Raw genomic sequence first — 19,741 nt, 5'->3', positions numbered from 1 at the left:
AGATCGTTTCATTCATTTTTCTGACTTTTAGCTAGTCAGATCTATATTTTATACGCACATTAATCGTTTGTACGTTTTCAAGTGCGCATCATTAACTAACGCCGGTTTGGATAGCTGGCGTTTACGCTTAGGTGTTTTTTTATTCAAAATATGCCGCTTACCTGGACGCCCTCTTTTGAGCTTACCAGTTGCCGTCAATTTGAATCTGGCCGCAACAGCCTTTTTTGTTTTCATCTTAGGCACGTGAACTTCTCCCTACATATCTTTTCATTTTGCCTATGCGCTTTCTTCTTCCCTGGTAGGCTGGCTCTCATTCGAGAGGCCTTTCGCGCCTTCTTTTTTCTTCTTTCCACCAGGTGCTAATATGACAATGAGCATTCTTCCAAATAGCTTAGAAGGAGACTCTACAGTAGCGATTTCTTCTAGATCTTCGCACACTTTACGAAGAACCTTTTCTCCAATCTCTGGATGAGCCATCTCTCGCCCTCTAAACATGCATGTTAACTTGACTTTATTGCCTTTAGCGATAAAATCTCGAGCATGTCTAATCTTTGTCTCTAGGTCATGGATATCAATATTCGGCTTGACCTTAATTTCTTTTACTTTAACTTGATGTTGAGCTTTCTTACTCTCTTTTTCCCGTTTCGTTTGATCGTAACGAAATTTGCCGTAGTTGATAATCTTACATACGGGTGGATTAGAGCCTGCTGATATTTCTACCAAATCTAATCCATTTTCTTCAGCTCTAGCTAAGGCCTCATGCAAAGGGACTACACCAATTTGCTCACCAGTTTGCGTAATCAAACGAACGCGCGGAGCACGTATTTCTCTGTTAACTTTCAACCGAAATTCCACCTTCGTTATAGAAGCACAAAGATGTTACCTTGCACTTCTTAGTTTTTATTAGACCTCTTTCTTAAAGAGGTAGACTTCATTTAAGCTTTTAATTCGTTTTCTAATTTCAATTGCTCAAGAAATTTATTTAAAACTTCCTCTTGCACGCTTTCTTGCTGATATTTCTTAAATATAACGGTGCGATTTTCCTCTTCTTTATCCCCTATTCTTACAAGATAAGGAATTTTCTCCTGGTGAGCGGCCTGGATTTTTAGCGCAGCACTGTGAGTAGAATCATCCATGCTCACACGGAAACCAGCTCTTCTTATCTCCTCAAATACCTGAAGAGCATAATCGAGGTTTTTATTCATCTCCGGAATCACGCGTATCTGTTCAGGAGCAAGCCATAAAGGCAGGTTCCCGGCATAGTGTTCAAGGAGAATAGCTGTTAAACGTTCAATTGAACCTAGTACTGCTTGACCTACCATGACCGGCACATGCATTTTGTCATCTTGCCCTGGATAGGACAAGCCCATCTTATCGGGATGATACAAATCAATATAAATGCAAGAGCTTTTCCAATCGCGCCCCAGGATATCGGTGAATCGCGCCTCTATAGCAGGACCATAATAATCTTGCGGCTCTTTGTCAATCACATATTTAAAGCCGCTTACATCCAAGGCTCTGACTAAATTAGTTTGAGATTCCTCCCACTTTTTAGGAGCTTTCTTATACTTTGTGCTTTTAGCAATCAGATGCCATTGGATCTCAAATCCCATTATCTTAATAGTTTTATTAATGAATTGCAAGGAAGAAATGAGCACATCTAAAAGTTGCTCAGCAGAACAGAAAATATGAGACTGATCGGCATAAAAGGAACGCGACCTTAACATTCCCCACTGGTGGATCTCTTTCCCCTGATTGTAAAATTCAGCGTATTCTGCGTAAGAGAGGGGCAGTTCTTGGTAAGAATGTGGCTTAGATTTGTAAAGAGAGGCGTGCAAAGATGCTTTAGTCGCACATAAAGCATAAGCTGCTCCTTCAGACTCAAAACGTAAAGCCAAAGGCTCTGTTGAATCGGCAAAAGGCTGCTTTAGCAACGCGGGAGTGGTTATCCATTGACATCCCTGCTGTCGATACTCGGCTTTCAACCAATTTAGTAGTATTTCGCGAAGAAGAACTCCTTTAGGGTACCAGGTCCAGCAGCCCGGGCACGTCTCGTCCAAGATAGTAAATAGGTTCATCTGCTTGCCCAGTTGCCGATGATCGCATTGCTTGGCAATCTCTCTTTTCTTCAGGAATTGCTTAAGGCTATAGCTTTCAGGAAATACGGCCCCTTGGATGCGTGTTAAGGAAAGATTAGGCCTACCCGCCAAGGAAACTTTAAAAGAGCTTATCTCTAATAATTTAAAGACCCCCACCTGCTTAGTCGTCTCAACAAAAGGAGGCGCCACCCAATCGTAAAACTCACCCACTTGACAAACATGCACTAAGGTCTCTGCACAAGCTTTTAATAAAATAACTTTAAGGGATTGCCCCTGATGTTTAAACAGCTCGATAGCATTTTTGCGCATCATTTCCATGGGCTTGAACGAAAGGCTTTGCCGCATAAAGTCACGCATGCGCTCTTCGATATACAAGAATTGCTCGTGAGTAATAGCTTCGGGAAGAAAAAAATCGTAGTAGAAGCCCACATCTGTGGCCTCCCCTTGGAATAGCTGTGCTTTTGGAAAAAGGCTACACATAGCAAGCGCTAATAACTCTGCAGCAGATTGTCTTAGAGTTTTTAGCGAATTAGTCATAACCATAAAATGGTGGGATATAGCTGACTCGAACAGCTGACCTCCACGATGTCAACGTGGCGCTCTAACCAACTGAGCTAATATCCCATCGGGATTAGTGAAGAAGGCATGTTAACGGAGAGCGCTGAATTTATTCAATCAAAAAAGAATAATCTCTTAATTTTTACTATTTAAGCAGTCCCATCATTTAGCATTTTTTTAAATATTCGGTTAAAGCTTTTATATCTTTTTGGGTAAGGCGAGGAAGTTGAGAGATCTCTTCTAGGGAAGCTTCCCTTAATTTTTTAACGCTACCGAAATGCTTTAGGAGCAAGGAACGTTTTTTAGGGCCTATCCCTGGGATATCATCAAGGGAACTTTTAATTGTTTTTTTTGTTCTTAAATGGCGATGGTAGGTGATAGCAGTACGGTGCGCTTCATCACGAATTTGCTGGAGTAAAAACAAAACAGGTGAGGTCTTATGCAATAAAAGAGGATCTTTAACACCTGGCAAGAAGACCTGCTCTTCTGTCATGCCGCGATCGTGTCGTCCCCTTTCTTTTGCTAAGCCGATCACATCGACCGTGGCGATATCTAAATCTGCTAGGAGCTTTAAAGCCATGTTAAGATGTCCTTTTCCTCCATCCACAATCAGCAAATCAGGTAAATCATTTTCTTCTTTAGCTCTTAGATAACGTCTGCTTAAAGCCTCTTGCATAGAAGCATAGTCATTCGATTGGTCGATCGTACGAATCTTATACTTTCGATAACGATTTGAGTCTTTTTGACCGTTAGTAAAAGCAACCATCGTAGCAACAATAGAGGTGCCTGCAATATTAGAAATATCAAAACATTCAATACGCTCAGGATACCTATTCAAATGGAATTTTTCTTCCATTTCTAATAAGGTTCGCTCCCTTACAGCCTGTAAATCTTTTTCTTGATGAAAAGAAGCTTTGGCATTAGCGATAGCCATTTCAACCATCGCTAATTTGTTACCCCTCTGAGGATGATAGATGCGTACTCCTCTTTTTCTTTGGCTAGAGAGAATTTCAGCAATAGCCGAAGAATTATCAACGGGCGCGGAAAGTAAAATTTCATGAGGCAATTCAGCTTGCTCATCATAATTTTGTAATAGGAAAGATTCGAGCAGCTCATGATCATTTTGAGCGATCTGACTAAAGTTATGACGCCTTGATCCTACAAGCTTGCCTGCCCTAAATAAAAGCTGGCAAAGAATAGCTTCATCGCCTTGACGGAAAATTCCAAAAGCATCCGCATCCTCCCCGAGAGGTTTATCTACTTTTTGCGTTTCAATCGTTTTCTCAATCTGACGAATGGTCTGTAAAATCTCTCCTGCCCTTTCAAACTCTAAAGCTTCCGACTGGCGCTCCATTTCAGCTTTTAAATCTTGCAAAACTTCCTTATCTTGCCCCCTTAAAAACTTGATAGCCCCATCCATGTAATGATCATACTCTTCTTTTGTACATTTATTGACACAAGGGGCTATGCAACGTTTGATATCATAAAGAATGCAGGGGCGATGACGACGGACTAGCTCCTGATCAGAACATTGCCTTAAGGGAAAAATGCGTTGGATTAAATCTAAAGTATGGCGAGCAGCTAGAGCACTTGTATAAGGTCCAAAATAGTAACCATCGGATTTAGGTTTACCTCGATACCGTATAAGACTGACCATAGGCCAGGGATGTCGATTGTTAATTTTTAAAGCAATATAACTTTTATCATCTTTGAGTAAAGCATTATACCTAGGCTGGTATTGCTTAATCAGATTATTTTCTAGTAACAAAGCTTCTTTTTCTGAATTAACAATAATCGTATCAATCTCCTCAACCTTTGCAATTAAAAAAGGGACCATTATACGCCCATCTCTACCTGCAGCAAAATATTGCTTGACCCGTTGACGCAAATTGTTAGCTTTGCCTACGTAAAGAATCTCATTTTGCTCCCCCTTCATCAAGTAAACGCCAGGCTGGGTAGGAAAAAGATCGAGTTTTTTGAGATCAAAAGACATAAATACCTTTTATTTCAGAGCATAATTTTAAAGGGAGCTTCTTATCTTAAGCAACCTAATAAATAAAAACGCTTTTCTCTTCCTCCCTAGAAGGCCAGAAAAAAATCTTTTCTTTAAAGCTTTTCCTCCCTTTTAAATGTAGCCGTCTAGGAAGAGAAAGCTTAAATAGGTCCTCCCTAAAAAGCTTTACTGCCAGGTAGTTAGATCCTACCACTGCCTATTTTATCCATCAACCGCTTGTTAAGCCAATTTCTTAAAAGTTTAACAATTTTTTCTTGTTATTTTTTTCCATACGATCCTGCTAGAGATTCATGGAGTAATTTCTGGTTTAACTGGATCCACAAGACTGGCCGATAGGCAAAAATGAGAGAAGGGTAGCTTTGACTTATTCTTTAGAGAGTAATAGTTGTGAATAGCCTTTATGCTTAAGGCTTAGCTCCCCTTTTAGGAGAGTGACGATTTTTCTTTCGCTCAGAGCTGGGCTCTTTAGAGCTATTGATTGGAGGAAGATTTAGCATTTTTTCAAGCTCTAGAATGCGCTTTTCAAGGCGCTTAATCGTCTGCTCCTGCTCAAAAACCATTTGGCTCTGATGCTGGACAAGTATGAAAAGATCTTCATAGGTGGGCTTCATCATTAAAAACCTACTACTTAAGCTTTTTTTTAGCAAGAGTGCTGAAAGCGTACTTCTCGATTAGCAGTTGCGTAAGGCATTCCCCTCAATTGATTAAAAAGTAGATCACTTATGTTTACTCTGGCATCATCGCTAAGGCAGGCTTTTGTAAATTTTGCTGCTGCATTGCCAATTGCCCACAGGCTGCTGCAATGTCATCACCTTTGGTGTAACGGCAAGTGTTAACGATCTTGCATCCAAACAAAACGCTTCTAAATTCTTTAATCGCTTTTCTATCAGGCCTCTGCAGCCTCACATTTGGAATAGGATTATAGGGAATTAAATTAACTGTACATTGTTTGCCTTTTAATAGATGAGCCAATTCATGCGCATGATCAGGATGATCATTGATGCCCGCAATCAGAGTATATTCATAGGTAATATCGCGCTTCGTTTTCATGCTATATTCATCCATAGCAGCTAAAATATCTTCTAAAGGATATTTGCGTGCATACGGAATAATTTTTTTGCGAATATTTTGATTAGGAGCATGAAGAGAAAGAACCAAATTAACTTTAAGATTTTCTGTGCTTAAACGCTTGATTCCATCCACAATTCCTACCGTAGAGACTGTAATTCTTCTTTGAGAGATGTTAAGAGTTTCCTCATCAATGATCAAATGAATGGATTTCATCACGGCCTCATAGTTTTTAAGGGGCTCACCCATTCCCATGTAAACCACATGACAAACACGTTCTTCTTTTTGCTTTAACCAATGGTTAATTTGCACGATCTGCTCTACAATTTCCCCAGGTCGGAGATTACGAAAAAAACCTTGTTTTCCTGAAGCGCAAAAGGCGCAGTTAGCAGGACATCCTACTTGCGAGGAAACACAAACTGTACGACGATCACCAGAGCAAATCAGTACAGATTCGACCAGATTACCATCCCTTAACTTCCAGAGAAATTTATAAGTTTCTAAGTCTGTGGAAGGGGTAACTTTTACCAATTGCAAGGTAGGCAGCAACAAGCCTTTTTTTAGCTTTTCACGCAGAGGCTTACTCAGGTTAGACATCAAATCCCAATCCAGGATCGATTTTTTATACACCCATTCAAAAAGCTGGCGTGCATGAAACTTTTTTTCCTCATAAGTTTCTAGCCAATCTACAAGTTCTGAATAGGTTAGGTCACAAAAATTTGTCATTATTTTCTCAATCAATAATTTTATTTATAGTGCAGCATACCATATGTATTAAATAACTACTAGTTAATTCCTTACTAATTATTTTAGATGATGTTAGAAAAACAAGCCTACTAAAGATCTGTAAAGCCTGCTTAAGACTTGCTCATTAGGGTAAGGCAAGCTGCCTTACCTCTTATATTCTTTATTAAAGGCCATTTTCTCTGGTAAGGATAAAAAAGTTATACATCCATCTAAAGACGTAGAGAGCTATTTATTGAATAGTTAGAGGGTTTTCCCTTAGATTTTTATGATTTCCTAGCTAGAGATGGTTCAGTTTAAGCTATTTAAAAAATGAAAAGCGCAAGTAGAGAACTTTTGGGCTATATAATAAAAAATAAAAGGGAAAGGAATAGGAGAGAAGTGAAGGTGATGAAAATGTAGCGTTATTTTTCTTAAATAAGATAACATCATGCCTTTCATAAAAAATGAGTATCTACATGATTACCTTTCAGGAAGTTTTAAGACGTCTCTCGCTTTTTTGGGAACAGCAAGGGTGTATTATCCATCAAGGATATGATCTTGAAGTAGGAGCAGGGACCTTTAACCCTGCCACCTTTCTACGCTGCCTGGGTCCCGAGCCTTATCGTGCAGCTTACATTGAGCCCTCACGCCGCCCTGCAGATGGACGTTATGGAACCAATCCCAACCGGCTTCAACACTATTTTCAATACCAGGTGATTCTCAAGCCCTCACCCTCGCATATTCAGGATCTTTATCTAAAATCCTTAGAAGCTATTGGCTTTAACCTGAGTGAGCATGATATCCGCTTTGTTCATGATGATTGGGAGGCCCCTACACTTGGAGCTTGGGGATTAGGATGGGAAGTCTGGATGGATGGGATGGAAGTTACCCAATTTACTTATTTTCAATGCGTAGGAGGCCTCAATTTAAAGCCTATCACCGGTGAGATTACCTATGGCATTGAACGTTTGGCCATGTATCTACAAAAAGTCAATAACATCTTTGATTTACAATGGAATGAAGAGATTACCTATAAAGATATTTATCACCGTAATGAAGTCGAATGGAGCCATTATAATTTCGAAAATGCTTCAACCGAAATGTGGTTTCGACACTTTAATGATTTTGAAAAAGAGGCTCAAGCATTAATGGCTGCAAGCTTGCCGCTGCCCGCCTATGATTTTGTCATGAAAGCTTCGCATGCTTTTAATATTCTGGATGCACGTGGCGCCATTTCTGTTACTGAGCGAACAGGTTATATTGCACGTATACGTAATCTTACTAAGCAAATTGCAGAAAGTTATACAAAGAGCCGCGAACAGCTTAACTACCCGTTACTAGGCAAATTCAACTCTGCGCCTCTATCCGGAAATGAAGAGATTATAGCTCCTACTCTTTCTAAAGAAGAAGAAATCGAGATGTTTGATCCTAATAAAAAAGAGACTTTTCTTTTAGAAATTGGCTCCGAAGAGCTCCCCGCTTCATTTGTCAGCTTAGGCTGTCAAAATTTAGAGAAAACATTTAAAGCTTTTTTAAATAAAGAAGGTATCGCTCACGGAGATATTAAAACTTATGGGACTCCTCGTCGCCTGACCTTGTATGTTGAAGATCTTCCTTATCTTAAGCCCCCCCAAATCCTAGAAAAAAAAGGGCCCTCTTTAGAACAAGCCTATAGCATTGATGGGCAATTAAAACCAGCGGGTGAAGGTTTCTTTCGCTCTCTTGGCATTCCCCCTATTTCCTTGGCTACTATCCGTGAAGCTCCCTGCGGCTCCGTGCGCATTCAGCAAATCAAAGGAATCGATTATCTATTTGCCTCTATGGAAACACCAGGAATACCGACAACACAAATCTTAGCTAAAAACTTACCCAATCTCATTTTAAGTCTCGATTTTCCTAAAAAAATGCGCTGGGGTTCTCTTGAAATTTCTTACGCACGTCCTCTGCGCTGGATCACCTGCCTTCATGGCACTCACATCATTCCCTTTAGCGTAGGCAATATTCAGGCCGGTCGAAAATCCTTTGGGCATCGTCAGCTGTGCCCGGGGGCTTTTGCTCTTGATAAAGCCCAAGAGTATGTGGAAATTTTAAAGAAACATCAGGTGATGGTAGACATGGCGGAAAGAGAACATACTATCATTACTGCCCTAAATAAGCTAGAACAGTCCTTACAAGCAAAGATTATCTGCCGAGAGGCTGTCATCCCGCAAGTCTTGAACTTGGTGGAGTGGCCCCAAGTAACTTATGCCTACTTCAATGCCTCTTTTCTTAATGTTCCTAAAGAAGTGTTAATTTCTGAGATGGTGGAACATCAAAAATATTTTCCTGTTGCCGATGCTCACGGTCAACTGCAAAACATCTTTATTATCACCGCTGACAACAATCCTTCGGATTACATACGGGCCGGTAATGAGCGTGTCTTATCAGCTAGGCTCTCTGATGGAGCTTTTTTATATGAGCAAGGCTTGAAAGTCTCATTAGATTTTTACAATGAGAAGCTTAAACAAGTGACTTTCCAAGCCCACTTAGGGAGCGTATGGGATAAGGTTAAACGAATTGTTTCCCATGTAGAAATTCTACAAAAATTGCTTAACAGAGGCAGCTTGGAAAAAGCTAAACGAGCTGCTTGGTTATGTAAAGCCGATTTAGCCTCAGAAATGGTTTATGAATTTCCTAACCTACAAGGTACGATAGGAAAATATTATGCGCTAGCTTCAGGCGAGGATCCCGAGGTAGCCGAAGCCCTGGATGAACATTGGATGCCGCGAGGAGAACATGCTCCTTTACCCCAAACCCTTACAGGCACCTTAGTAAGCCTTGCTGACAAAATCGATAATTTAATTGGTTGCTACTGTGTAAATCTTAAGCCTACCTCTTCTAGTGATCCTTATGCGCTAAGGCGCCAGGCTCTCGGCGTGATTAAAATGCTTATTAATGGGCGCTACCGCTTACCCTTAATGGAGGTCTTCCGGCAATGTTTAAATCATTTCCCTGAAGCTCTAATAAAAGATAAAGAGCATTTATTACAAGAGATAGAAGCTTTTATTACCAATCGTATTAAATCAGTTTTCCAAGAATATGAACTTTTTAAAGATGAAATTGAAGCTTCTCTTTCTTCTAACTTTAGTGATATCTACGATACTTTTTGCAAAGCTAAATCCCTTCATCATTTCAGACAAACAAACAAAAAGTTCCCTCTTCTCTTTGAAGTCTATAAAAGAGCTAAAGGTCAGTTAGCAAACATCCCAAGTACAGCTTTTTCAAAAGAATCACTTAAAGAAAATGCTGAGAAAAACTTGAATGCTTTACTAGACCAAAAGCAAATACAACTCACTCAGGCAATTACCTCGCATGATTATGATAAAGCTTACGAATTAATTGCAGATATCCAACCAGCTTTAGCCCAGCTTTTTGATGAAGTTAAAATCTTGGCGGATGATCTAAAATTGCGAGACAACCGTATAGCTTTGCTGCAGCGCGTTTTTGACATGTTCTCTCAATTGCTAGACTTTAGTAAAATTAGTGAGAAATAGTTATTAACTCTCTAGAAAGCTTTGAATAGGCTGATGAAAAAGGTTTAATAATCTACACCTTTAAAAAAGCAAGGAGATAAACATAAAATCGAAGATGAATTTTTTTTAGCTATTTCTTTGTCTTTTAACATTAATGGATTCTTTTATAGTTTTTTAGGCATGGACCTTAAAATAAAATCTTAGTTGCTGTTAGTACTGTCTATCTATCCTTGCTATTTGCTAGCGAAAAATGCTGTGGAAATTGTTATCTTGATTCTTAAACTCTTTTACAAGACAGCCAACCAGGGGCATTAGGCTGATTAGCCAGCCATCGATTTCTCTTAAACCCTATCGATAGCCATCATGAAACATTCGACCATAATCACTACGATAGAAAATAAAAACATTTGGCGGGCCCATTGCTTGTCATTATCACTTTTAAAACCTTTTAAACATAACACATACCACATTAACCCCATCAGAACAGCCACAGTCAAATAGGCATAGCCAGTATACCCCATGAACGTTAACATCACAGTCGCCACGATAAAAGCCATGATATATAGCCACATTTGTATTTTGGTTGCGTATATACCCTTTTCAAGCGGTAAAACTGGAATGGAGGCGGCAGCATAATCCTCTAGGCGATAGAGGGTAATTGCAAAGAAATGGGGCATTTGCCATAGGACCATAATGGTAAATAGGAGGAAAGCACCTAAGTCTAATTGATTGCTGGCCGCGCAATAACCCACCACGGGAGGGACGCCTCCTGCTAGGCTTCCTATCACCGTGCCATAAGAAGATCTATATTTCCATAGGCCATATACGACGACATAAAATAAAAAACCTGCTAGAGCTATCATAGCTGTCAAAAAATTAGCATACAAAGCTAACACGCCCATTCCTAACAAACCCAGAAAAGTACCATATATGAGCGCGTTTTTTTCAGAGACCAGACCCTTAACAAGCGCTCGATCTTTAGTCCTCGCCATTTTCTTATCTATCTCTCGATCCATATAGTTGTTAAATACGCATGCCGAGGCTATCACTAAAGATAGACCCAGCAGAGTCAAACAAAACAACCAGAAGTTAAAAGGCCCTTTTGAAGCAAGCATAAAGCCGCCAAAAGTTGTTACCGCATTACCTGCTATGATGCCAGGTTTAGTCAACATATAATAAGTTTTAATGATCATCGTCTTAAATAGCCTTATGATTTAATCCTTGAGAGGGTAGCAATATTTCCTATTCGCTGGGGTGAAACATCTCTTGCATAGACATCAGCCTTTCATCTAAATCATTCATAATCCATAGAGAGCCGACTACTAAAATGGCAATCACAGCTATCATAAAAGTTAAAGCCACTAGGTTCCAGCGGGGCTTATCTTCTTCTTTAAGATGAAGAAAAAATAAAAGCTGAATTAAAGCTTGCATGATCCCTAAGCTAACTAGAGCAGCAACTAAAACCTTACCGGTAAATAAATGTTCCTGGACAATTATATAGGCGGCTAAAGTCAACACGATGGATAAAGCAAAGCCCAGCCCATAGGATTTAAAGCATCCATGCCTAGAAGCTTGCGGAGTCTTTATAGGATAAAGATTATCTTTCATGTTAGTGGGCTCCCATTAAGTAGACAAAGGTGAAGATAAAAATCCATATAATATCTAAAAAATGCCAAAACATGCTAAAGCAAGCTAATCGTCTAAGCGTATTTGCGCTCAAGCCCCGTGACAAAATTTGCATTCCAAGGACTCCTATCCATAGTAAGCCTGCTAGAATATGCAAGCCATGCGTGCTAACTAAGGTGAAGTAGGCCGATAGAAAAGCACTTTTTTGCCAGCTATTTCCCTCCTGGATAAGATAGTTAAATTCCATTATTTCCAGGGTTAAAAAGGAAAGCCCTAATAAAAATGTTAAGCTTAAATAGCTTAACGCCTTATTTTTTTCTTGGCGATGAGCCGCTAACATAACCAATCCGCAGGTAAAGCTGCTCGTTAATAAGATAAGAGTTTCTATCAAAGCAAAGGTAGGGCTAAACAATTGGCCAGCAGAAGGCCCGCCATACGTACTATTGTGCAGCACTGCATACGTGGCAAAAAAGGTGGCAAACAAAATGCAGTCGGTCATTAAGTAAATCCAAAAGCCAAACAGCGTTTTAGCAGAGGTGGCTGGAGAAGAGTCCGCATGATTGATGGATGAAAGCGTAGTTAAATCTGTCATGGTTATCCCCTACTCCTGGCATGTTCTGCCTCTATTTTTTCTACCTCTGCGGCTGATAGGTAGTAGTCGGTATTATCATCTAAGAGACGTATAATGGTGACTATTATAGTACCTAGCAAGCTCAAGAGAGCAAGCCACCAAATATGCCAAATAACCGCAAAGCCAAAGAGGAGGCTAAAGCTAGCCACATAGATACCCATAGCAGAGTTTTTAGGCAGATGAATAACTTGATAACAAGGCTTCTTTGCATCCAGCACATGGGCCTGTTTTTTAGCCCAATAAGGATCGCGCTCGTTCACCTCAGGGATCATAGCAAAATTATAAATGGGTGGAGGAGAGGAAGTGGACCATTCTAGTGTCCTACCATTCCAAGGATCGTTACCTACCCTATTTTGTTTACGCTGGATCACACCTACAATAAGTTGTAAAAACTGGAGGAAAGCCCCACCAATAATGATGCAAACGCCTACCCCGGCAAGCACAAATAAGGGATGCCAGCCAGTGGCCTCCTCATAATGATTTAAACGCCGCGTGGCCCCCATTAAGCCAATGAGATAGAGTGGCATGAAGGCTAGGAAAAAACCTATAATCCAACACCAAAAGGCATATCTTCCCAGCTTTTCATGCAATTTGAATCCTAAAAACTTAGGAAGCCAATAAGCAAGGCCGGCAAAAAAAGCAAATAAGACGCCTCCAATGACCATGGAATGAAAATGAGCTACCAAAAACAAGCTATTATGCACTTGGAAATCAGCGGCAGGCACAGACATTAACACCCCTGTCATGCCTCCACTCGTAAAAACGACTACGAAACCTAAAAACCAAAGCATAGGCCGTGAAAATTGAATACGTCCTCTACACATAGTAAATAGCCAGTTAAAGATTTTTACGCCCGTGGGAATGGCAACAAGCATGGTCATAATACCAAAGAAAGCATTAACATTGGCTCCTGCTCCCATCGTAAAAAAATGATGCAGCCATACGATAAAAGACAGAAAAGTAATTGAAGCTAGCGCCCATACCATGGAGGTATAGCCGAATAAGCGCTTATGTGAAAAAGTTGCCACAACTTCTGAAAAAATCCCAAAACCTGGCAGCATGAGAATATAAACTTCGGGATGTCCCCAGGCCCAGATGAGGTTGATATACATCATAGGATTGCCTCCAAAATCTGCCGTGAAAAAATGGGTTCCTAAGGTACGATCTAGGCTCAACATGACCAGGGTGGCTGTTAAAATAGGAAAAGCGAAAATGACTAAAACCATGCTATTTAAAGCACTCCAGGTAAATAAAGGCATTTTCATCAGCGTCATGCCAGGACAACGCATCTTTAAAATGGTCACTAAGAAATTAATTCCTGAGAGCAAGCTGCCCATACCAGCAATCTGTATACTCCATATCCAGTAATCCACGCCTACATCAGGGCTGTATTGTAGACTTGAAAGAGGCGGATAAGCTAACCACCCTGTCGCAGAGAAATTTCCTATAACAAGGGAAAGATTGACCAAAAATGCACCCGCTGCAAACAGCCAAAAGCTCAAGGAATTCATAAAAGGAAAAGCCACATCCCGAGCGCCTATCTGTAAAGGCACGATTAAGTTCAACAAGCCGAACACTGCGCCCATGCTCACAAAGAAAATCATGGTGGTACCGTGAGCAGAGAATACTTGCTGAAAATGGGAAGAGGTCAATCGGGTCGCCCAAGGGAACTTCCCCCTTAGGCTCCCACAGACACGTACGTGAAACTCTCGCTTCATACGGCTCCTATTGTTCTTCAAGCTTTCCAGCCTTTTCCCCACCCCCATAAGTTCCTCGTATTTCTACTTGACTTATTGAGGTGGATTGAACAATTCAACCCCTTCGCTCCCCCTTCATTACAAAGGCTTCCTCACTACTACGAGTTGATCTGCCCCTCATACATGCTTCGATATTTCCCACTTTGTGTTCTTCACTTATATAGTTTTCTCTTAACATCATCTATGAGGTTCCCACGTTCCATACAAAAGCCTAGACTAAGTTCACGCTATCTTTATGCCGGACGCCATTTAGGCAGTAAACAGGTTGCCCCTAAATTTATCCTGGAAGAGCTTTTAACCCCCAGTTTTGACATCATCTTTACGCTTTCGACACTTGGACCGATAGTTCACTTTCGTTCGTCTCCTTAGCCCTCACCTGATATGTTTATCACACCTTTTCCTTAACGCTCACTACCTTGGCTTTTGACCAAAGCAGCTTAAGGTGGTTTGAAATCTCTTCCTGCAAAGCGACTTCGAGGAGCCATTTTCCTCATCTTTCGTATAGTTACGCACATCTATAATGTGCTCGTGGCACACAAAAGCCCTGCGATTCGCCTACCGCGAGTATCTGTTGAGCCCGTAACATCAAAGCATCTACCACGCCTTTGAATAACATTAAAAGAGAAACGATGATATACATCATGCCAATTTTCTTATGGTCCAGCGATGTTAACCATTCATTCCAGAGCCATTTCCACCTGCGGAAATAAAATAAGAGAGCAACAATCATTAAGCCAGCTATAGCCATGCCTATACCCGCACCACTTTCAATGGGGTCGTGCTTGAAAGCTTCAAGGTTTAATTTTCCAAACATGTCATTTCCCTATATGGATTAAGATCAAATACTTACTAATTATTCTAAAGAGGCGTCGCTTTTGCTTGAATGTGAGTCCATGGGCATCATGTAGCTCATAATAATCCAATCAAACAAATTTTCTTTTTGCAAGGTATAGGTATCTGCGGAGGAATCTTGAGTGGGCAGGATTAAGTTTTTATACTCGTTTAAGCTAAGCTGCTTAGGTGATTGCTTTACTTTTTCTACCCATTGCTCAAAATCTTCGGATGAAGTGGCTTCAGCCGTAAATTTCATGCCAGCAAACCCTTCTCCACTAAAGTTCGCAGAAGAGCCTCTAAAGCTCCCTAGTTCATGCGCTATAAGATGTAGCTTTGCTTTCATGCCGGGCATCGCATACACTTGCCCGCCCAGTTGCGGAATCCAAAATGAATTCATAGGAGCGTCGGCAGTGACTTCAAAATTAAGGGGTGTGTCTTTGGGAAACTGAAGAAAATTTACCGTAGCAATTTTTTGCTCGGGATAGATAAATAACCATTTCCACTGTAGAGCTACCGCTTGTATAGTCAGAGGCTTAGTGCTGGCCTGTAGCGGCTTGAAAGGATCTAATTCAAAACTGCTTTTCCAAGTGATAACCGAAAGGACCAGAACAATTACAAAAGGAATTGCCCACCAGATAAACTCAACAAGATGGCTATGATCCCAATCGGGTGCATATTTTGCTTTTGAGTTGCTCGCTCTATAGCGGCAAGCAATAGCAATCATCAAGATAAATACTGGAATAACCACAATCAACATCAGAAGAGTAGCTTGAATGATTAAGTCCAGTTCTCTTTGAGCGATCGCTCCTTTGGGATTGAGCACAGCGATATCGCTATTGTGCACAAACCATCCTACTACGAGGAAGAGGGCAAGAAGAGAAACAATAAAAAAGGCTAATTTGTAGATTTTGCTCATCTTTTTTAATCCCTAAAAAGATAATAGACACCAGCTACTTTTGCTGGCACCCCTATCTATTTATTCAAATTTTTCTTTATCCTTTTATCTGAGACGGGTCACTTTGTCTAGATAAATGAAAGAATGAACAATAAATCTTTTATTTCCGAATTCAAATCAACTTTTTTTTATGGTTTGCAATGAATAGATTAAGGAAATCCAGACAGCTGAAACTTTTTTATCCCCTTTAAGCCTTACTCATTATTTTCCACCTTAAGTTAGGAGCTTATTCCTGTAATCTTCAAAAGGCTTTTCCTTACCTTCTAAGATTTCCTATGCAAAAAAACTAGCTAACTTTAAATCCTTTTTTAAGAAGAAAGCACCAAAGCCAAGAAATGAAGCTTTTTTGGAGATCTAAGCCAATAACTCCCCCAAGTTTACGGTATTTTAAGCCCTGAGCAACCAAGGATTTAGCTTTGCTGCGTTTCGAAAAGAAACCAGGCTCGCCGCTCAGCCTCGTCGATATAAACTTCAAGAATACTAGTTGTAGCTACATCCTGATACTCTTGGCAAACTTTATGGGCAGCAAGCATACGAGCAGCTAAGTTTCTATTTTCCTCTTCTAAACGCTTAAGCATCTGGATGGCTTCAATGCATGGCTCGTCATCATCTTGCACATTTTGCAATTGGCTAATCTGTTTGATAGAGTGAATGGTAAGAGCTCCAAGCTTACGTACCCTTTCTGCAAGCACATCGATCATCGCAAAGATTTGCTCGGCTTGCTCATCCATTAAGAGATGATAATCGCGAAAGTGGGGGCCAGACAGATGCCAATGATAGCTTTTTGTTTTTACATATAAAGCAAAAGCATCCGCAATTAAGGGATTGAGAACGTGAGAAATTTTATGACTTGCTTCCGCTTGGAGATGAATGGGTACTGCCAGGGTGGAGGGGACAGGGTTGGATGCATTTTTCATAGAGGCTCCTTTAGTAAGCTTTCTGTATTCTTCAAGTTAACGCAAAAAAAATTTGTAGAATCTTTATCTTTTTAGCAGATATGGTTGCTTTTTATCCTGAACAGACCTTATCAACATCTTTACATTTTTGCAAGGTTACCTATAAATTTTATGTACATAAAATATTTTAAAACACATATTAAGCTTCAAAGATGGCACCTATAAGTCGCCTGGAGAATCCTTTAAACAAAGAAGGTTAAAAAGCTAATAAACTATTTTATTGGTGCGAGTTAAAGTTAAAAACCTTTCTGTAATAAGGAATTTCATGCAGGGCCTAATACAATTTTAAGCTAACATGCTATCATACAATATGAAGAGGAAATAAATGAGAGTCAGCCCACTAGCCGGAAAAATCAGTCCTTCTGATAAACTTGTAAATATACCCCAACTTATTACAGCTTATTACGCTGAAAAGCCCGATCCCCTAGACACAGCTCAACAGGTAGCTTTTGGAACATCGGGCCATCGTGGTTCTGCATTACAAAAAAGCTTCAATGAACATCATATCCTAGCTATTAGCCAAGCGATTTGCCAGTATCGTAAACAACAAGGGATTGATGGTCCTCTATTTCTGGGTATGGATACGCATGCGCTTTCTAAGCCAGCTTTAATGAGTGCTCTAGAAGTATTAGCAGCCAATGGAATAGAAATTTTGTTAGCCGAAGGAGAAGAGTATACACCTACGCCCGTTATCTCCCATGCTATAGTGTCTTATAACCGCCATCGCACCAAAAATTTAGCTGATGGTATCGTCATTACCCCTTCCCATAATCCCCCTAGTCAAGGTGGCATCAAATATAATCCCCCTAGCGGAGGACCCGCTGACCTCCATATTACCCAATGGATTGAAACAAAAGCCAATGAGCTAATGCGCCATGAGCTAAGAGACCTTAAAAGAATTCCCTATGAAAAAGCCTTAAACTTGTCTACCACTAAGCGCTATAACTATCTTGAAGCCTACGTTAGCGATCTTAAGAATGTAATCAATATGGAGATTATTCAAAAATCCCAAATAAAATTGGGAGTAGATCCGCTAGGTGGAGCGGGAATTCATTATTGGGAACCTATAGCCGAACGCTACAAGCTAAACCTTACCCTAGTCAACAAAGCTATTGATCCAACCTTCCAATTTATGACTCTAGACTGGGACGGTCAAATTCGTATGGATCCCTCTTCAGCCTATGCTATGCAAGGGCTAATCAATCTAAAAAATCGCTTTGATATTGCTTTTGCCTGCGATACAGATCACGATAGACATGGCATTGTCACTAAAAGTTCAGGCTTACTTCCCCCTAATCATTACCTCTCTGCCGCCATCTTTTATCTTTTTCAACATCGGCCTTTATGGAATCCCGGGACGGCAATAGGCAAAACGCTCGTCAGCAGCCAAATGATTGATCGTGTGGCCACTCAATTAAATCGAAAAATTTATGAGGTACCGGTAGGGTTTAAATGGTTTGTCGATGGGCTTCTTAATGAATCTTTAAGCTTTTGTGGCGAAGAAAGTGCTGGCGCCTCTTTTGCTCGTTTAGATGGTAAAGCCTGGACGACGGATAAAGATGGGATTATCCTGTCCTTATTAGCTGCTGAAATGACAGCCCAACAAGGCAAAGACCCAGGCGAAATTTATCAGGATCTAACCCGAGAATTTGGCAACCCTGCTTATGATAGAGTAGAAGCACCTGCCAGTCTTAAGCAAAGACAAATATTAAAAAACTTTTCTGCCTTGCAGATACAAGCAAAGGAAATAGCAGGCGAGACTATCCAGGGTATCTTTACCCATGCAGCAGGAAACAGTGCTGCCATAGGAGGAGTAAAGGTCGTCACCGAAAATGGGTGGTTTGCTGCTCGCCCTTCAGGAACAGAAGATATTTACAAGATTTATGGAGAAAGTTTTCGAGGTCAAGAGCATCTAGAACAAATATTAGATGAAGCCCAATCGATTGTGGGAAAAGCATTTGAAGAGGCTTATTTGCTCAAAACTCCCTAAGAATAAAAGCCAGTTAAGAGGGCCTCCATGAATATGGCTAGCTTATTGCTTATGCGGATAGGATCAATTAAAAAGTTTTCCTATTTTTTGCAATTTTCCATCCAGAGACAGCAACTTAAATTCTTTTCATGAAGAAAAGCGTAAAAGAATAGCAATTTGGATTATCCTATTGAATACAAGCTAGGCTTTAAGGTATTCCTTAAAGAAAGGCTCAAAGATAAGGACTTTAAAGAGGGAATTAAAGATATTATAAAAAACACTCCTTTCTTAAGCTTCACATTATCGCGAGCATGTTTAGGTTTTAACCCTCCCAACGAGCTTGCTGCTTGTAGGCGCGCTAATTACCAAGCAAATGCTTGAAGGCCCGATCACCGCAAACATGATTAATATTTTTACTTGATAATTTTTTCCTCATGAAACACATTTGTTAATATTAAAATTATGTTGAGGTAGCTAGCTCGTAGAGCTTTGTTAGCTAGTTCCTAGAGCTTTATTTTGTCTTTCTTAATCGATGAATGTAAAAAAAGCAGTATGGATAAACATTTAATCTTTTATGATGGCACCTGTGGCCTCTGCAGCCATGTTGTATATTTTCTTATAAAACATGATACAAAGCAGCAACTCCTCTTTGCACCTTTACAAGGCTTAACGGCAAAAAAGCTGCTAGGAAATCTGCCTAGAAAGGTTCAAACAGCAAATTCTTTAATTCTTCTTAAAAATTACACTTCCTCTCAAAAAGAAGTTTATTTATTGGGGCAAGCTGCTTTGCAAGTTTTGTGGTTATTAGGGGGAAGATGGAAGCTTATTGGCTGGATTTCCTTTCTTCCTTCTTTTTTATATAACTGGGTGTATCGATTAATAGCTCAAAATCGCCAACGTTTTTTCTTGCAAAATAGCTGTTTGCTTCCAAAAGAACAGGATAAAAATCGTTTTCTTCCCTAAATTATTTATTAAGAAAATAGCACTTCACGCTAATCTTAAAGCTAAGAAAGCAAATAAAGCAAATCAACCTTCA

General features: G+C 40.1%; 15 protein-coding genes, 1 tRNA gene and 1 pseudogene. 3 read left to right on the top strand and 14 right to left on the bottom strand.

Features of this window, described 5'->3' with window-relative positions; genetic code table 11:
- Positions 1–48 precede the first annotated feature (48 nt).
- The 7 genes from rpmI to rlmN form a co-directional block, all read right to left on the bottom strand.
- Entirely contained in the window at positions 49–243 is a 195-nt protein-coding gene (gene rpmI, locus TY21_RS01705; RefSeq protein WP_039385743.1) for a 50S ribosomal protein L35, read from the bottom strand.
- A 33-nt stretch (positions 244–276) separates the two neighbouring features.
- Positions 277–855 carry a translation initiation factor IF-3 gene (gene infC, locus TY21_RS01700; RefSeq protein WP_368668643.1) on the bottom strand — a complete coding sequence of 193 codons (579 nt, stop codon included), beginning with the start codon at positions 853–855 and terminating at the stop codon, positions 277–279.
- 80 nt (positions 856–935) lie between these two features.
- A complete protein-coding gene (locus TY21_RS01695; protein ID WP_158622999.1) occupies positions 936–2,636 on the bottom strand; it encodes a threonine--tRNA ligase in 1,701 nt (566 codons plus the stop codon).
- Between the two features lie 10 nt (positions 2,637–2,646).
- Positions 2,647–2,723, bottom strand: a tRNA-Val gene (locus TY21_RS01690).
- Between the two features lie 100 nt (positions 2,724–2,823).
- Entirely contained in the window at positions 2,824–4,650 is a 1,827-nt protein-coding gene (gene uvrC, locus TY21_RS01685; protein ID WP_042240181.1) for an excinuclease ABC subunit UvrC, read from the bottom strand.
- Between the two features lie 425 nt (positions 4,651–5,075).
- Positions 5,076–5,285 (bottom strand): DUF6444 domain-containing protein, encoded by a 210-nt coding sequence (locus TY21_RS01680; RefSeq protein ID WP_130589480.1) that lies wholly within the window; start codon positions 5,283–5,285, stop codon positions 5,076–5,078.
- Between the two features lie 112 nt (positions 5,286–5,397).
- Positions 5,398–6,465: a 23S rRNA (adenine(2503)-C(2))-methyltransferase RlmN gene (rlmN, locus tag TY21_RS01675; RefSeq protein ID WP_042240184.1), complete on the bottom strand. Its 1,068-nt coding sequence runs from the start codon at positions 6,463–6,465 to the stop codon at positions 5,398–5,400.
- A gap of 476 nt (positions 6,466–6,941) precedes the next feature.
- Between rlmN and TY21_RS01670 the strand changes: the two genes are divergently transcribed.
- Entirely contained in the window at positions 6,942–9,998 is a 3,057-nt protein-coding gene (locus tag TY21_RS01670) for a glycine--tRNA ligase (protein ID WP_052354483.1), read from the top strand.
- Between the two features lie 320 nt (positions 9,999–10,318).
- On the opposite strand, the gene cyoE is transcribed toward TY21_RS01670, so the two are convergent.
- The 7 genes and pseudogenes from cyoE to TY21_RS01635 all read right to left on the bottom strand — a co-directional run bounded on the left by cyoE (position 10,319) and on the right by TY21_RS01635 (position 16,697).
- Positions 10,319–11,167 carry a heme o synthase gene (cyoE, locus tag TY21_RS01665; RefSeq protein ID WP_079979880.1) on the bottom strand — a complete coding sequence of 283 codons (849 nt, stop codon included), beginning with the start codon at positions 11,165–11,167 and terminating at the stop codon, positions 10,319–10,321.
- A 52-nt stretch (positions 11,168–11,219) separates the two neighbouring features.
- Positions 11,220–11,585, bottom strand: coding sequence for a cytochrome o ubiquinol oxidase subunit IV (gene cyoD / locus TY21_RS01660; RefSeq protein WP_042240192.1), 366 nt, complete (start codon positions 11,583–11,585; stop codon positions 11,220–11,222).
- A 1-nt stretch (position 11,586) separates the two neighbouring features.
- Positions 11,587–12,195 (bottom strand): cytochrome o ubiquinol oxidase subunit III, encoded by a 609-nt coding sequence (cyoC, locus tag TY21_RS01655; protein ID WP_042240196.1) that lies wholly within the window; start codon positions 12,193–12,195, stop codon positions 11,587–11,589.
- A 2-nt stretch (positions 12,196–12,197) separates the two neighbouring features.
- A pseudogene (locus TY21_RS01650) lies at positions 12,198–13,886 on the bottom strand (cbb3-type cytochrome c oxidase subunit I); the annotation flags it as partial.
- A gap of 610 nt (positions 13,887–14,496) precedes the next feature.
- Positions 14,497–14,805 (bottom strand): hypothetical protein, encoded by a 309-nt coding sequence (locus TY21_RS01645; RefSeq protein ID WP_042243054.1) that lies wholly within the window; start codon positions 14,803–14,805, stop codon positions 14,497–14,499.
- Between the two features lie 39 nt (positions 14,806–14,844).
- Positions 14,845–15,741 (bottom strand): ubiquinol oxidase subunit II, encoded by an 897-nt coding sequence (gene cyoA, locus TY21_RS01640; protein ID WP_052354608.1) that lies wholly within the window; start codon positions 15,739–15,741, stop codon positions 14,845–14,847.
- A 449-nt stretch (positions 15,742–16,190) separates the two neighbouring features.
- Positions 16,191–16,697 (bottom strand): Dps family protein, encoded by a 507-nt coding sequence (locus TY21_RS01635; RefSeq protein WP_042243052.1) that lies wholly within the window; start codon positions 16,695–16,697, stop codon positions 16,191–16,193.
- 364 nt (positions 16,698–17,061) lie between these two features.
- On the opposite strand from TY21_RS01635, the gene pgm reads away from it, so the two are divergent.
- Together pgm and TY21_RS01625 are read left to right on the top strand one after the other, a co-directional pair.
- Positions 17,062–18,726: a phosphoglucomutase (alpha-D-glucose-1,6-bisphosphate-dependent) gene (gene pgm / locus TY21_RS01630; RefSeq protein ID WP_042243049.1), complete on the top strand. Its 1,665-nt coding sequence runs from the start codon at positions 17,062–17,064 to the stop codon at positions 18,724–18,726.
- A gap of 531 nt (positions 18,727–19,257) precedes the next feature.
- Positions 19,258–19,668 (top strand): thiol-disulfide oxidoreductase DCC family protein, encoded by a 411-nt coding sequence (locus TY21_RS01625; protein WP_042243045.1) that lies wholly within the window; start codon positions 19,258–19,260, stop codon positions 19,666–19,668.
- Positions 19,669–19,741 lie beyond the last annotated feature (73 nt).

Source organism: Neochlamydia sp. S13 (assembly GCF_000648235.2).
Lineage (GTDB): Bacteria > Chlamydiota > Chlamydiia > Chlamydiales > Parachlamydiaceae > Neochlamydia.
This window is presented reverse-complemented; position numbering and strand designations above follow the sequence as displayed.